Origin of the sequence: Serratia sp. CY71090, assembly GCF_052166845.1 — a bacterium.
Lineage (GTDB): Bacteria > Pseudomonadota > Gammaproteobacteria > Enterobacterales > Enterobacteriaceae > Serratia > Serratia nematodiphila.
The window spans coordinates 1-14,971 of sequence record NZ_JBJNOA010000010.1 but is presented as its reverse complement, the minus strand read 5'-3'; the positions used below and the strand labels follow the sequence as shown (position 1 = coordinate 14,971).

14 protein-coding genes are annotated in these 14,971 nt (G+C 64.4%); 13 read left to right on the top strand and 1 reads right to left on the bottom strand.

Annotated elements, in window-relative coordinates:
* The first annotated feature begins 16 nt into the window (after positions 1–16).
* The 12 genes from ACJ8OK_RS18000 (at position 17) to ACJ8OK_RS17945 (ending at position 12,338) form a co-directional block, all read left to right on the top strand.
* Positions 17–1,060 (top strand): aromatic ring-hydroxylating oxygenase subunit alpha, encoded by a 1,044-nt coding sequence (locus ACJ8OK_RS18000; protein WP_033632121.1) that lies wholly within the window; start codon positions 17–19, stop codon positions 1,058–1,060.
* Complete coding sequence (locus tag ACJ8OK_RS17995; RefSeq protein ID WP_015379012.1) at positions 1,057–1,812, top strand: SDR family oxidoreductase; 756 nt, start codon at positions 1,057–1,059, stop codon at positions 1,810–1,812. The genes ACJ8OK_RS18000 and ACJ8OK_RS17995 overlap by 4 nt, the downstream gene beginning before the upstream one ends.
* A gap of 37 nt (positions 1,813–1,849) precedes the next feature.
* On the top strand, positions 1,850–2,644 hold the full coding sequence (locus ACJ8OK_RS17990; protein ID WP_004937625.1) for an IclR family transcriptional regulator: 795 nt from the start codon (positions 1,850–1,852) through the stop codon (positions 2,642–2,644).
* A 109-nt stretch (positions 2,645–2,753) separates the two neighbouring features.
* The gene (locus tag ACJ8OK_RS17985) at positions 2,754–3,695 is read left to right on the top strand and encodes a VOC family protein (RefSeq protein WP_033632122.1); all 942 of its coding nucleotides are present in this window, start codon (positions 2,754–2,756) and stop codon (positions 3,693–3,695) included.
* Positions 3,692–4,903: an NAD(P)/FAD-dependent oxidoreductase gene (locus ACJ8OK_RS17980; protein ID WP_060560214.1), complete on the top strand. Its 1,212-nt coding sequence runs from the start codon at positions 3,692–3,694 to the stop codon at positions 4,901–4,903. The genes ACJ8OK_RS17985 and ACJ8OK_RS17980 overlap by 4 nt, the downstream gene beginning before the upstream one ends.
* Before the next feature lie 23 nt (positions 4,904–4,926).
* Entirely contained in the window at positions 4,927–6,183 is a 1,257-nt protein-coding gene (locus ACJ8OK_RS17975) for an MFS transporter (RefSeq protein WP_015379009.1), read from the top strand.
* Positions 6,184–6,215: 32 nt separating this feature from the next.
* Positions 6,216–6,740, top strand: a complete 525-nt coding sequence (locus ACJ8OK_RS17970) for a cupin domain-containing protein (protein WP_004937634.1) — start codon at positions 6,216–6,218, stop codon at positions 6,738–6,740.
* Entirely contained in the window at positions 6,740–7,558 is an 819-nt protein-coding gene (locus tag ACJ8OK_RS17965; protein ID WP_060560212.1) for an alpha/beta fold hydrolase, read from the top strand. The genes ACJ8OK_RS17970 and ACJ8OK_RS17965 overlap by 1 nt, the downstream gene beginning before the upstream one ends.
* Entirely contained in the window at positions 7,555–8,349 is a 795-nt protein-coding gene (locus ACJ8OK_RS17960) for an SDR family oxidoreductase (protein WP_004937639.1), read from the top strand. Before ACJ8OK_RS17965 ends, ACJ8OK_RS17960 begins: the two co-directional genes overlap by 4 nt.
* A 15-nt stretch (positions 8,350–8,364) precedes the next feature.
* Positions 8,365–9,159, top strand: coding sequence for an aspartate dehydrogenase (locus tag ACJ8OK_RS17955; RefSeq protein ID WP_033632125.1), 795 nt, complete (start codon positions 8,365–8,367; stop codon positions 9,157–9,159).
* A 16-nt stretch (positions 9,160–9,175) separates the two neighbouring features.
* On the top strand, positions 9,176–10,645 hold the full coding sequence (locus tag ACJ8OK_RS17950; protein ID WP_442530780.1) for an aldehyde dehydrogenase: 1,470 nt from the start codon (positions 9,176–9,178) through the stop codon (positions 10,643–10,645).
* A gap of 52 nt (positions 10,646–10,697) precedes the next feature.
* Positions 10,698–12,338 carry a thiamine pyrophosphate-binding protein gene (locus tag ACJ8OK_RS17945; protein WP_021504733.1) on the top strand — a complete coding sequence of 547 codons (1,641 nt, stop codon included), beginning with the start codon at positions 10,698–10,700 and terminating at the stop codon, positions 12,336–12,338.
* A 41-nt stretch (positions 12,339–12,379) separates the two neighbouring features.
* On the opposite strand, the gene ACJ8OK_RS17940 is transcribed toward ACJ8OK_RS17945, so the two are convergent.
* The gene (locus tag ACJ8OK_RS17940; protein WP_004937650.1) at positions 12,380–13,132 is read right to left on the bottom strand and encodes a M48 family metallopeptidase; all 753 of its coding nucleotides are present in this window, start codon (positions 13,130–13,132) and stop codon (positions 12,380–12,382) included.
* A gap of 238 nt (positions 13,133–13,370) precedes the next feature.
* Between ACJ8OK_RS17940 and tkt the strand changes: the two genes are divergently transcribed.
* The coding region (gene tkt, locus ACJ8OK_RS17935; RefSeq protein ID WP_442530779.1) for a transketolase at positions 13,371–14,971 on the top strand (1,601 nt) is incomplete at its 3' end.

Below are 14,971 nucleotides of genomic sequence, written 5' to 3'. Positions count from 1 at the left end.
CACCCGGGAGAAGACAATGACAGCAAACACAACATCCTCCGAACAGAGCTTGCAGGACTATCTTGACCAGGGGCTGCGCGGCATGTGGTATCCGGTGCTGGCCAGCTGGGAAGTGGGCAACAACCCGGTCGGCATCACCCGCCTGGAGCAGCAAATCGTGGTGTGGCGCGACGCTGAAGGCCAGATCCACGCGCTGGAAGACCGCTGCCCGCACCGTGGCGCGCGGCTTTCCATGGGGTGGAACCTCGGCGATCGCATCGCCTGTTGGTATCACGGGGTGGAAGTCGGCGGCGACGGGACGGTGAAAGACGTGCCGGCGGTGGATCGCTGCCCGCTGGTGGGGCAAAAATGCCTGCGATCTTACCCGGCCAAAGAAGCCTATGGCGCGGTGTTCCTCTATTTCGGCGTGACGGCGGATGAAGCGCCGGCGGAGCTGACTTTCCCGCAAGAGCTGGCGGACGAAGCGTCGTACAGTCATTTTCTGTGCACCGCCAGCTGGAACTGCAACTACCAGTACGCCCTGGAAAACGTGATGGATCCGATGCACGGCACCTACCTGCACTCCTCTTCACACTCGATGGCGGAAGGTGATCGCAAGGCGGACATGGCGCTGGAGCCGACCGACAGCGGTTTCATCTTCAAGAAAAACGGCCAGATCGGCGTCAACTTCGACTGGGTGGAATTCGGCAACAGCGGCGCGTATTGGATGCGCCTGTCGATCCCGTACAAGAAGCGCTTCGGGCCGGGCGGTCACTTCTGGATCATCGGCATGGTGGTGCCGGAGGACAAGGATCACTGCCGGGTATTCTTCTGGCGCATTCGTAAGGTCAAAGACTGGCAGCGCGACATGTGGCGCTTCATGTACCGCAACCGCCTGGAATCGTTGCATTGGGACGTGCTCGAGCAGGATCGCATCGTGCTTGAGAACATGGCGCCTAACGCCCGCGGCCGCGAATATCTGTACCAGCACGACGTCGGTCTTTCTCGCCTGCGCCGCCTGATGCAGAAAGAGGCGCAAAAACAGCTGGCGACGCTGCGCGAGCGGGAGGCGGCGCAGTGAACGGCCTGCTGAACGGTAAACGCATCGTGGTCACCGGCGCGGCGCGCGGCCTGGGCTACAGCTTTGCCGCCGCCATCGCCGCTGCCGGCGCGCAGGTGGTGATGTGCGATATTTTGGCGGATGAGCTGGCGGCGAGCGGCGCCGCGCTGCGCGAGCAGGGCGCTCAGGTGGAAACGCAAACCATCGATCTGGCGTCACCGGATTCGATCCGTTCGGCGTTCGAGAAGATCGCCGCAGGCGGCGGGATCGACGGCCTGGTGAACAACGCGGCGCTGGCGACCGGCGTCGGCGGCAAAACCATGATGGAATACGATATCGAACTGTGGGATCGGGTGATGCAGGTCAACGTGCGCGGCACCTGGCTGGTGAGCCAGGCGGCGGTGCCGCTGCTGGCGCGCAACCCGCACGCCAAGATCGTCAACGTGGCGTCGGACACCGCGCTGTGGGGCGCGCCGCGCCTGATGGCCTATGTCGCCAGCAAAGGCGCGCTGATCGCGATGACCCGATCGATGGCGCGTGAGCTGGGCCCGCAGGGGATCTGCGTCAACGCCATCGCGCCGGGCCTGACGCGGGTGGAAGCTACCGAGTATGTGCCCGCCGAGCGCCATCAACTGTATGAGCAGGGGCGCGCGCTGGCCGGGGCGCAGCATCCGGACGATGTGAACGGTACGGTGCTTTATCTGCTGTCGCCGCTGGCGGATTTCGTCACCGGTCAACTGCTGCCTGTCAACGGCGGCTTCGTATTCAACTGACGGCCCGCAGGGCAGGCGCACAGCGCAGGAGCGAGAGATGGCGGACGAGCAAGCATGTAAATATCTGATCCCGGGGCTGGATCGCGGGTTGCAGTTGCTGCTGGCGTTTGGCGAGCAGCATAAGGAGATGACCTTCGCCGAGTTGCATCGCCTGGTCGATATGCCGAAGGCCACCGCTTATCGCGTGGTGCAGACGCTCGAACACCTCGGCTTTCTGGAGCGCAATCCGCGCACCAACACCTTTGCGCTCGGCATCAAGGTGCTGCGCCTCGGCTTCGAATATATCGCGTCGCTGGACGTGGCGCAGGCCGGCCAGCCGGTGATCGAGCAGCTGCGCGATCGCAGCCAGTGCAGCAGCCATCTGGCGATCCGCGACGGGCGTGACGTGATCTATATCGCCCGCGTCAGCGCCGCCGGTTCGCAGATCAATCAGGTCAGCGTCGGCACCCGCTTGCCGGTGCACCAAACCTCGCTCGGCCGCATGTTGTTGACCAGCGCGACTCGCAGCGAGTTCGAACAACTGTATCCAGACGCGCAGCTGCCGGGCAATGCGCCGGGCACCCCGGCGGATCGCGAAACGCTGTGGCAAATGGTGCAGCAAGACAAGGCGCGCGGCTATGTGATCGGCGAATCGTTCTTCCGCCACGGCATCTCCTCGATCGTCTACCCGATCTTCAACCGCGAGCAGCGGGTCGAGGCGGTGGTCAGCATCATGGTGCCGTCCGATGAGATCCCGAAAGCGGATCGCGAGCGGCTGCGCATGGAAGTGCGCGACGCGGCGGAGAAAATTTCCGGCTTCCTCGGCGCGCCGCCGCAGGCCAACGTCGGCTAACCGACAGGACCGACTCTTTTACTCAGGCAGGGATAAGGCCCGTAGCAAACAGGGGCCGGGGTTCACTCATGCCTGAAAACCGTATGCAGCGAGAACGTGAGGCTGAACAATGAGCGTAATCGGAATCGAAAAACTGGAATTTGGCGTCGAAGATCTGCCAACCTGCGAAAAATTCATGCGAGACTTCGGCCTGCAGCCCGCCACGCAACATTGGGGCGAAGCGCAGCGCGAATTCACTACCCTGAGCGGGGCGCGGGTTGTCCTGCATCCGCTGCAAAGCGCGGCGCTGCCTGCGGCGTTTGAAGGCGGTTCCACCCTACGCCGCATGACCTGGGGCGTGGCCTCGCCCGCCGATCTGGCGCGCCTGCAGCCGCGTTTGGCGCTGATGCCCGGCTTCCGCCAGGTGGGAGAAGAGCTGGAGTGCCTCGATCCCAACGGTATGACGCTGCGCTTCGTCGTCAGCCGCCAGCAGGCGGTCGAGGTGCCGGTCACGCCGATCAACCAGTGGGGCGACGTGCGCCGTATCGATCAACCCAGCCCGGTCTATTCGCAGGCGCAGCCGATCAACATCGGCCACGTGGTGTTCTTCGTCGACGATCTGGCGGCGACTGAGCGTTTCTACCGCGAGTTGTTGGATTTCCAGGTTTCCGATCGCTATATCGATCGCGCCGTCTTCCTGCGTACCCAGGCGCGCGGCGGCCATCATAACCTGTTCCTGCTGAAGTTGCCGAACCGCCCACGCGGCCTGAATCACGTGGCGTTCACCGTGCGCGATATCCACGAAGTGATCGGCGGCGGCATCGCCATGAACAAAGAGCAGTGGAGCACCTTTATCGGCCCCGGCCGCCACCCGATCTCCTCGGCCTATTTCTGGTACGTCAACAGCCCGACCGGCGGCGCGTTCGAGTACTACACCAACGACGATTATCTGACGGAAAACTGGCAGCCGCGCGAGCTGGAACATTCGCTGGTCTCCTTCACCGAATGGGCGGTAGAGGGCGGCATCGATCACGACACGCGCCGCCAGCATAAAAAGGCGGAGGCGTTATGAACCGGGCTGAACAGGCGGGCATCGTCATCGTCGGTGGCGGCCAGGCCGGCGGCTGGGCGGCCAAGACGCTGCGCGACCGCGGTTACAGCGGCCGGCTGACGGTTGTCAGCGACGAACCCTACGATTTTTACGAGCGGCCGCCGCTGTCGAAAGCGGCGTTGCTGGATGCCGCGGCGCCCCTCAGCCGGCTGTTCAGCGAACAGACGGTGGCGGAGCTGAATATCGACTGGCGCCGCCCGCTGCGCGCCGAGTCCATCGACGCTGAACAGCAAATCGTTACGCTCAGCGACGGGCAGCGGCTGCAGTTCGAGCAGTTGCTGATCGCCACCGGCGGGCGGCCGCGTTTGCCGAGCGCCGCCTGGGCGCAGCACCCGCGCGTGATGACGCTGCGTTCCTGGGACGATGCGGCCCGGTTGCGGCAGGGGCTGCAGGGCTGCCGTCGCCTGGCTATCGTCGGCGGCGGTTGGATCGGGCTGGAGATCGCCGCTTCCGCGCGCCGTCTCGGCGCCGAGGTGACGGTGTTTGAACGCCAACCCGCGCTGTGCATGCGCAGCGTCGGCGCCGATGTCTCACAGGCGTTGCTCGAACTGCATCGCCGGCAGGGCGTCACGGTGCTGTGCGGCTGCGGTGAGATCTCGCTGGAAGATCGCGACGGCGCCGCCTGGATCGGCAGCGAAGTCAGCGATCCGCAAGCCTTCGATCTGGTAGTGGTGGGGATCGGCGTCGAGCTGAATCTCGAACTGGCGCGCAGCGCAGGGCTGGCGATCGAGTCCGGCATTGTGGTCGACGGCCAGGGGCGCACCAGCCATCCGGCGATCTTCGCCGCGGGCGATGTGGCGCGTCACCCGACGCTTGGCCTGTGCCTGCAGTCCTGGGCCTACGCGCAAAATCAGGCCATCAGCACCGCCTGCGCGATGCTCGACGCCTTCGCCGCCCCGTATGACGACGTGGCCTGGCTGTGGTCGGATCAATATGACGTCAATATCCAGATCCTCGGCGTGCCGAGCGGCGGTGTGCACCATGTGGTGCGCCGCACGCCGCAGTCGCAGGTGTTCTTCACGCTGAACGCCGATCGGCAGCTGGTGCAGATGGTGGCGTTCAACGACGCGCGCGCCATCAAGCTCGGCAAGCGTTGGTTGGCGAGTGGCCGGGTGCTGGATCCGCAGCAACTGGCGGATGCGGAGTTTTCTTTGATGGCGTTGAAATAACGCCCGAACCTCGGGAGCGTTTTATGACTACGCAAGACATTGACGCCCGCGCTGGACGGGCGGGGGAAACCGTTGCCGAAAATCCGCAGCAGCGGGTGCGCTGGTCGGTGCCGATCGCGCTGTTTGCCTGCGTGCTGCTGGCGTTTTTCGACAAGATCAGCATCGCGGCGCTGTTTTCCGACGCCGAGTTTCAGCAGGCGTTGGGCATCGGTTTTGACCCGGCGCGGCTGGGCTTGCTGATGAGCGCGTTTCTGTTCTCCTACGGCATTTCCTCCATGCTGCTCAGCGGCATCGGCGATCGGCTTAATCCGGTCAAGGTATTGATTGGCATGATGGTGGTATGGGGCGTGCTGATGGTGTTGATGGGGCTGGTGCGTTCCTATCACGCCATGATGACGCTGCGCATCCTGCTCGGCATCGCCGAAGGGCCGCTGCTGCCGATGGCCTACGCCATTATTCGTCAGGCTTTCCCGCCGCAGCTGCAGGCGCGCGCCACCATGCTGTGGTTGCTCGGCACGCCGCTGGGGGCCGCGCTCGGCTTCCCGGTCACCCTGTACATCCTCAATACCTTCGACTGGCAGGCCACCTTCTTCTTTATGGCGTTTCTGACGCTGCCGGTGATGTTGCTGGTGCTGTTCGGCATGCGCCACCTGAACGTCGCGCGTCCGGCGGCGGCGGCCAAGCCGGCGGTGTCCGAACGCAAACAGCATCGCCGCGAGCTGCTGCGCAGCCCGCATTTCTGGATGATTTGCCTGTTCAACATCGCCTTCCTGACCTACCTGTGGGGCATGAACGGCTGGCTGCCGAGCTACCTGATCAAGGGCAAAGGCATTCATCTGGAACATGCCGGTTACCTTTCTTCGCTGCCGTTCATCGCCATGCTGCTCGGCGAAGTGCTGGGCGCCTGGCTGTCGGACAAGCTGGATCGCCGCGCGCTGGCCTGCTTCCTGTCGCTGTGCGGCGCCGGCCTTGGTCTGGCGGTGGTGTTGCACCTGCAGGGCACCTACAGCGTGATCGCCGCCATGGCCTTCAGCACCTTTATGTGGGGCGCCGGCGCGCCGAATATTTTCGCGCTGTTGGCGAAGGCCACCAGCAGCAAGGTGAGCGCCACCGCCGGCGGCATCTTCAACGGGTTGGGCAATTTTGCCGGTGCGCTGGCGCCGGTGCTGATGGGGGCGCTGATCGCCGCCACTGGCAATATGGATAACGGCCTGCTGTTCCTGGTGGTGATGGCTTTCGTCGGCTGCCTCATTCTGCTGCCGTTGCTGAGAAAGTACTGATTAATCAATCGATTCAACAGAGGAGTGACAACATGTCTCAGGTTGAGAACAAAGCCGGCGTCAAGCCGCAGGATCTGTCGATGGAAAACTGGGTGGAGTCGCGCATCGCCCGTTTCGAGGGCCGCAAATATGACTGGAACGCGCTGAAATTCCAGGCCGACTTCGACCCGAAATACCGCCGTGCGCAGATGCGCTACATCGGCACCGGCGCCACCGGCGTGGCCAGCGATGCCAACACCATTCCGGCAGGCAACTTCACCTTCTCCACCATGGTGCTGCCTTCGAAGTGCGAGGGCCCGCTGCACCTGCATGATGACGTGGAAGAAGTGTTCTTCATGCTGAAAGGCAGCATCACGCTGATGATTCAGGATGGCGAAGAGTATTACGAAACCAGGCTGAAAGAGCGCGATCTAATCTCGGTGCCGGCGGGGGTGTATCGCGGCCTGTTCAACCACGGCGAGGAAGAGGCGCTGATGTGCGTGATGCTCGGCACCGCCAAGCCGGAGATCCCGACCTATCCGGCGGATCACCCGCTGTCCAAAGTGAAGCGCAACTGATGAACGGCCTGGCGCAACGCCAACGGGCGCGCTGCGGGGCGTACACCCTGAGCTGGCGCGAGGCCGGGCAGGGGCGGCCGGTGGTGTTGCTGCATGGCATCAGCTCCGGATCCGCCTCGTGGATCAAGCAGTTCAACGATAACGGCCTGACGGACGGCCACCGTCTGTTGGCATGGGACGCGCCGGGCTACGGCGGCAGCCTGCCGTTGGCGGAGCCGCAGGCCGATGCCGCCGGTTATGCGGCGGCGTTGGCGGCGCTGATTGATGAGCTGCAGCTGGTGCAGCCGCTGATCGTCGGCCATTCGCTGGGGGCGCTGATCGGCAGCGCCTATGCCGCCGGCTATCCGGATGGGCTGTGCGGGCTGGTGTTGGCGGATCCGGCGCAGGGCTATGCCACGGCGCCGGAGGAAAAGCGTCGGCAGGTGTACGGCCAGCGCCAGCAGATGATAGAGACGCTGGGGCCGGTGGGCTACGGCGAGCAGCGGGCGGCGGCCTTGCTGCGTGAAGGGGCGGATCCGCAGGATATCGCCTGGGTGCGCAATGGCATGCAGCAGCTCGATCCCGACGGTTTTCTGAGTGCCGCCTGGATGCTGGCCAACGATGATATCGGCCGCTATCTGGCGCGCTATCGCGGCCCGCTGGAGGTGTGGTGCGGCGAACAGGATCGCATTACGCCACCGGAGAAGGCGGCCGAGCTGGCGGGTGAGCAGGACGCGGCGCTGCGTCTGATCGCCGCCGCGGGTCATGCCAGCTACCTCGATGCGCCGGCGTGTTTCAACCGCTATCTGCGGGACTTTACGGGAGCAATCCAACGATGAATTTTCAGCTTGAGGATCGGGTGGCGGTGGTGACCGGCGGCTCGTCGGGCATCGGTTTCGAAACCCTGAAGCTGCTGCTGGCCGAAGGGGCGAAAGTGGCGTTCTGCGGCCGCGATCCGGACAAACTGGCCGGCGCAGCAGCCAGCCTGCGCGCGGACTTCCCGCAGGCGGATATCCTGGCGCTGCGCTGTGACGTACTGGACGCGCAGCAGGTGGCGCAGTTCGCCGCTCAGGTGACGGCGCATTTCGGCGGCGTGGATCTGCTGATCAACAACGCCGGTCAGGGCTTCGTCGCCCATTTTGACCAGACGCCGCGCGAGGCCTGGCTGCATGAGGCCGAGCTGAAGCTGTTCGGCGTCATCAACCCGGTGCAGGCGTTCTTACCGGCGCTGGAACGATCGGCGATCGCGTCTATCACCTGCGTCAACTCGCTGCTGGCGCTGCAGCCGGAAGAGCACATGATCGCCACCTCGGCGGCGCGTGCCGCGCTGCTCAACATGACGCTGACGCTGTCGAAAGAGCTGGTGGGCAAAGGTATTCGCGTTAACTCGATCTTGCTGGGGATGGTGGAGTCGGGCCAGTGGCGCCGCCGTTTCGACGATCGCAGCGACAAAGATCAAAGCTGGGAGCAGTGGACGGCGGCGATCGCCGAACGCCGCGGCATCCCGATGAAACGCCTCGGCAAGCCGCAGGAGCCGGCGCAGGCGCTGTTGTTCCTCGCTTCGCCGCTGGCTTCCTTTACCACCGGCGCGGCGTTGGACGTTTCCGGCGGCTTTAACCGCCATGTGTAGCAGGGGCCGAGAAAGATGAAGAAGATCATGATGATTGGCTACGGCGCAATGGCGAAGGAAGTGATCGCCCGTCTGCCGGAAGGCGTGGAGGTTGGCTGGATCCTGGCGCGTGCAGCTCATCATGCGGCGATCGCCGAGGCCTTTGGCGGGCGGGTGCAGGCGCTGACCCATCCGGAGCAGTGTTCGCAGCGGCCGGATTTGGTGCTGGAGTGCGCCAGCCAGCAGGCGGTGGCGGAGTTTGGCGAGGCGGTGCTGCAGCGCGGTTGGCCGCTGGCGGTGATCTCGACCGGCGCGCTGGCGGACGCCGCATTGCAACAGCGGCTGCAGCAGGTTTGCCGCAGCCATCACGGGCAACTGATCGTGCTGTCCGGCGCGGTGGCGGGGATGGACGGGCTGGCGTCGGCGCGTGAAGGCGGGTTGGAGAGCGTGACCTATCAGGCCAGCAAGAGCCCGGCCAGCTGGCGCGGCAGCCCGGCGGAGCAACTGATCGACCTCGATGCGGTGCGCGAGGCGCAGGTATTTTTTGAAGGCTCGGCGCGCGAAGCGGCGCGTTTGTTCCCGGCCAATGCCAACGTGGCGGCCACTGTTGCGCTCAACGGTCTGGGTATGGACGCCACCCGGGTGCGTCTGCTGGTCGATCCCGCCACCCGGCGCAATACCCATCGCCTGCAGGTGTGCGGCGACTTTGGCGAGTTTCACATTGAGCTGAGCGGTAACCCGCTGGCGAGCAATCCCAAAACATCAACCCTGGCGGCGCTGAGCGCGGTACAAGCCTGCCGCCGTCTGGTGGACGGCGGTTTTATTGCCTGAACGGCAGGAGCGGAGCATGGAACGATTGAATATTTTTGTCGCCGGGCGCTGGCGTGAAGGGCGTGGCGAAGAGATGGCTTCGGTATTCCCGGCCGATGGCAGCGTCAACGCGCGGCTGCGCGCCGCTAACGTCGAGGACGTGAACGAGGCGGTGGAAGCGGCGGAACGCGCCTGGCGCGCGCCGGAGTGGCGCGGGCTGGTGCCGCACCAACGCGCCTCGATTCTCTACCGCGTCAGCAACCTGATCCTGGCGCAGCAGGAACAGCTGGCCGAGCTACAGACTCGCGACAACGGCAAACCGCTGGCGGAAACCCGCGGCCTGGTGGCCAGCGCGGCGGCGACCGCGCGCTATTTCGCCGCCGCCTGCGAGGTGTTGGAAGGCGAGCTGCCGACCCCGCGCAGCGCCGAGGTGATGACCCTCAGCCAGTATCAACCGATGGGAGTGATCGCCGCCATTACGCCGTGGAACTCACCGATCGCCAGCGAAATGCAGAAGGTGGCGCCGGCGCTGGCGGCGGGCAACGCGGTGGTGCTCAAACCGGCCGAAGCCACGCCGCTGATGGCGCTGAAGCTGGCCGAGTTGTTCGAACAGGCGGGGCTGCCGGCCGGGCTGCTCAGCGTGTTGCCGGGCAAAGGTTCGGTGATCGGCGAGGCGTTGGCGCGCCATCCGCTGGTGAAGAAGATTTCCTTTACCGGCGGGACCAGCACCGGGCGTCATTTGGCGCACATCGCCGCCGATAAGCTGATCCCCACCTCGCTGGAGCTGGGGGGCAAATCGCCGACCATAGTGCTGGAGGACGCCGATCTGGAACAGGCGGCGCGCGGCATCTGCTACGGCATTTTCAGCTCCGCCGGCCAGGCGTGCATCGCCGGCTCGCGCCTGTTCGTACACCGTTCGCTGTATCAGCTGCTGCTGGCGCGCTTGACCGAACTGACGGCGGGGCTGCGTATCGGCAACCCGCTGGTGCCGGGCGTGCATCTTGGCCCGCTGATCAGCGCCAAACATCGGCAAAGCGTGGCGGACTACGTGGCGCTGGCGCGGCAGGAGGGCGGCCGGGTGGTCATCGGCGGCGAAGCGCCGGCCGATCCGCAACTGGCGAGCGGCAGCTATTACCTGCCGACCATTATTGAAGGCTTGAACAACGACGCCCGCGTGTGCCAGGAAGAGATCTTCGGCCCGGTGCTGGTGGCGCTGCCGTTCGACGACGAGCAACAGCTGATCGAGCAGGCCAACGACTCGGTGTATGGCCTGGCGGCCGGCATCTGGAGCCGCGACTTCCCTCGCGCGATGGCGCTGGCGGAGCGGCTGGAAACCGGCACCGTCTGGGTCAATACCTACAAAACGTTCTCGATTTCCACGCCGTTCGGCGGTTTCAAGGAGAGCGGGTTGGGCCGCGAAAAGGGCCTGAACGGCATCAAGGCCTACATGCAGCAGAAAAGCGTGTATCTGGCGCTGAGCCATCAGGTGAACCGCTGGAGCGACTAGGCCGACACCTCTACGCATAACCCTAATAACGATTACCCTAAGAAGGCAGATGATGAGCGATAAAATCACGGTTGGCGAGGCGATAGCCCGGACTCTGGAACAGTACGCGGTGTCGGCGATGTACGGCATCATTTCGATTCATAATCTGCCGATCGCCGATGCGGTGGGGCAGCGCGATAAAATTCGCTTCGTGCCGGCGCGCGGCGAAGCGGGGGCGGTCACCATGGCCGACGCGCACGGGCGCTTCTCCGGCCTGGGCGTAGCGTTGACCAGCACCGGCGCCGGCGCCGGCAACGCGGTGGGGGCGATGATTGAGGCGCTCAACGCCAACACGCCGCTGTTGCATATCACCGGCCAGGTGGAAAAAGCCTATCTGGATGCCGACGCCGGTTTTATTCATGAAACCCGCGATCAGCTCGGCTTCCTGCGCGCCTGCTCCAAGCGCGCTTACCGTGTCAATTCGCCGGAGCAGGCGGTGGCGGTGATCCAGCGAGCGATCCTGGATGCGCAAACCGTGCCCTGCGGCCCGGTGGCGGTCGAGATCCCGATCGATATTCAAAGCAGCCTGGTGTCCCGTTCGGTGCTGACCGAGCCGTTGGCGCCGGCGCCATTGCCGAAGGCGGACGATGCGGCGGTGGAACGGCTGCATCAGCGGCTGAAACAGGCCAAGCGTCCGCTGCTTTGGTTAGGCGGCGGCGCCTTGGCCTGCGGCGATGCGGTGCGCAAGCTGGCGGACGCCGGCGTGGCGGTGATCTCCAGCACCCACGGGCGCGGCATTCTGCCGGACAGCCATCCGCGCAGCCTGCGGGCGTTCCACAACTCGCCGAGCATCGAGGCGATCCTGACGCAGTGCGATCTGACGCTGGTGGCCGGTTCGCGCCTGCGCAGTAATGAAACCCGCACCTGGACGCTGCCGCTGCCGCGCCCGCTGGTGCAGATTGACATCGATCCGGCGGCGGCCAACCGCAACTACCTGGCCGATGAGCAGATCAACGGCGACTGCGCGGCGCTGCTGGCGGCGCTGGCGGCGCGGTTGGCCCCCGGCGAAAAGGTCAACGCCGAGTGGGATGCCGAAATCGCGGGGGCGGTGCAGCAGGCGGAGAGCGCGCTGCGCCAGCAGTCCGGTGAATACGCCAAACTCAATGACGCCATCGACGCCGCACTGCCGCAGGACGGGCTGTTGGTGCGCGATATCACCGTTTCCGGCAGCGTCTGGGGCAGCCGTCTATTCCGTGCGATCTCGCCGCTGTGCAACATTCACTCGCTGGCCGGCGCTATCGGCATGGGGCTGCCGATGGCGATCGGCACCGCGATTGCCAACCCGCAGCGCAAGGTGGTGGGGCTGGTGGGCGATGGCGGTTTGGCGCTGGGCCTGGGGGAGCTGGCGACCATGGCGCAGGAACAGGTGAACATCACTCTGCTGATCATGAACGATGGCGGTTATGGCGTAATGCGTGGCATTCAGGACAAGTATTTCGCCGGGCGCCAGTATTACAACGAGCTGCATACGCCTGCCTTTACCCAGATCGCCGAAGCGATGGGGTTGAAAGCCTGGAAGGTGGACGCGGCGTCGCAGTTCAACGGCGTGCTGGCCGAGGCGATCAATTACCCGGGGCCGTCGGTGGTCGAGGTGGACATGAAGCAGGTCGGGCCGCTGACCTTCGCCGGGCCGCCGCAGAAAACGCTGTATTGAGACGATAAAAAACGCCCGGCGATTGCCGGGCGTTCTCGTGGTTATTTCTCTGCCGCGATGCGATCGCGAATGTGCTGTGCGCGCGCTTGGGAAGACGGGTGATCGTCGAACATGCTGCTCTGACGACCGGCTTCCATTTGGGCCAGTTTTTCGAAGCTGGTGGCCAGGCCGTTCGGATCGATACCGCGTTTTTTCAGCAGATCGAACGAGTAATCATCCGCTTCGCTTTCCTGCTTCTGCGAGAACTGGGCGCTGACCAGCTTCTCGCCGATATCCGCCAGCTGCGACTGCGACAGCGAGCCGATGACGCCGCCGGCGGAGGACGCCGCGGTGCGCAGCGCCACGGTGCCGTAAGCCACCTGCATCGCTTTACGGGTGTGGCCCAGCGCCACGTGGCCCATTTCGTGGCCCAACACGCCTTCCACTTCGTTGTCGTTCATGATGTCCATCAGGCCGCTGTAGACGCGAATGCAGCCGTTGGCCATCGCCCAGGCGTTGACGTCTTTGGTCACGTAGACCTTGTAGTTGGCCGGGGTGCCGTTGATGTTGTCGCCCAGCGCCGCAGCGATTTTGTTGAGGCGCTTGGCATAGGTGCTGTCGGCCGGCGCGATTTGTGCCTTGCTGTCCATCTCGGCGCAGGATTTATCACTCAGGGCCTTAACGTCGTTGTTGCTCAGGGTCGCCGCCTGGAACGCCTGCGCGCCGGACTGCATCAGGGTTTCGGTATTCAGGTTTTGACAGCCGGTTGCCAGGGTGGCAATGCCCAACGCAATCAAAGAGGTACGAATTTTCATAACGCCATCTTCCTGTGAAGGTAACAAGGTAAAAGAGTCATTTTGCCTGGAGGAAATCTTGTCGCAAGAGCCTAGTGTACGCCAGCCGGAGCGAGAATAGTGTTATTCCGAAAAAGCGACCAATCGTGCTAATAAGTGGTGAACTCGCTCTCATTTGGCATTAGGGATTGCCGTTGTGATGTGGAGTCTGAGAAAATAGGGAACTTGACTGCTTTTTTTATCCGACCTGGAGTAAAACATGTCCTCTCGTAAAGAGCTTGCCAACGCTATCCGCGCACTCAGCATGGACGCCGTACAAAAAGCAAATTCCGGCCACCCGGGGGCCCCTATGGGCATGGCGGACATCGCCGAAGTCCTGTGGCGTGACTACCTCAACCACAACCCGACTAACCCGCACTGGGCTGACCGCGACCGTTTCGTGCTCTCCAACGGCCACGGCTCCATGTTGATTTACAGCCTCCTGCACCTCACCGGCTATGACCTGCCGATGCGCGAGCTGGAAAACTTCCGTCAGCTGCATTCCAAAACCCCGGGCCACCCGGAGTACGGCTACACCCCGGGCGTTGAAACCACCACCGGCCCGCTGGGCCAGGGCATCGCCAACGCCGTCGGCTTCGCCATCGCCGAACGCACCCTGGCGGCGCAGTTCAACCGCCCCGGCCATGACATTGTCGACCACCACACCTACGCCTTCATGGGCGACGGCTGCATGATGGAAGGCATCTCGCACGAAGTCTGCTCTCTGGCCGGCACCCTCAAGCTCGGCAAACTGACCGCCTTCTACGATGACAACGGCATCTCCATCGACGGCCACGTCGACGGCTGGTTCACCGACGACACCGCCCTGCGTTTCGAAGCCTACGGCTGGCACGTGGTGCGCAACGTCGACGGCCACAACCCGGACGCCATCAAGGCGGCGATTGAAGAAGCCCGCAAGGTGACCGACAAGCCGTCGCTGCTGATGTGCAAGACCGTTATCGGCTTCGGTTCGCCGAACAAGGCCGGCACCCATGACGTGCACGGCGCCGCGCTGGGCGCCGCCGAAGTGGCCGCCACCCGCGAAGCACTGGGCTGGAAATACGCCGCCTTTGAAATCCCGCAGGACATCTACGCCCAGTGGGACGCCAAAGAAGCCGGTCAGGCCAAAGAAGCGGCCTGGAACGACAAGTTCGCCGCCTACGCCAGGGCCTTCCCGGAACTGGCCGCCGAGTTCAAGCGCCGCATGAACGGCGAGCTGCCGGCCGACTGGAAAGCCGACGCCAAGGCGTTCGTGGAAAAACTGCAGGCCAACCCGGCCAACATCGCCAGCCGCAAGGCGTCGCAGAACGCGCTGGAAGCGTTCGGCAAGGTGCTGCCGGAGTTCCTGGGCGGCTCCGCCGACCTGGCGCCGAGCAACCTGACCATGTGGTCCGGCTCGAAAGCGCTGAACGTTGACCCGGCGGGCAACTACATTCATTACGGCGTGCGCGAGTTCGGCATGACCGCCATCACCAACGGCATCGCGCTGCACGGCGGCTTCCTGCCGTACTCGGCGACTTTCCTGATGTTCGTGGAATACGCCCGCAACGCGGTGCGCATGGCGGCGCTGATGAAGCTGCGCAACGTGTTCGTCTACACCCACGACTCCATCGGTCTGGGCGAAGACGGCCCGACCCACCAGCCGGTGGAGCAGTTGGCGAGCCTGCGCGTGACCCCGAACATGAGCACCTGGCGCCCGTGTGACCAGGTGGAATCGGCGGTGGCGTGGCAGTACGGCATCGAGCGTAACGACGGCCCGACCACCCTGGTGTTCTCGCGCCAGAACCTGACCCAGCAGCCGCGCACCGCAGAGCAGCTGGC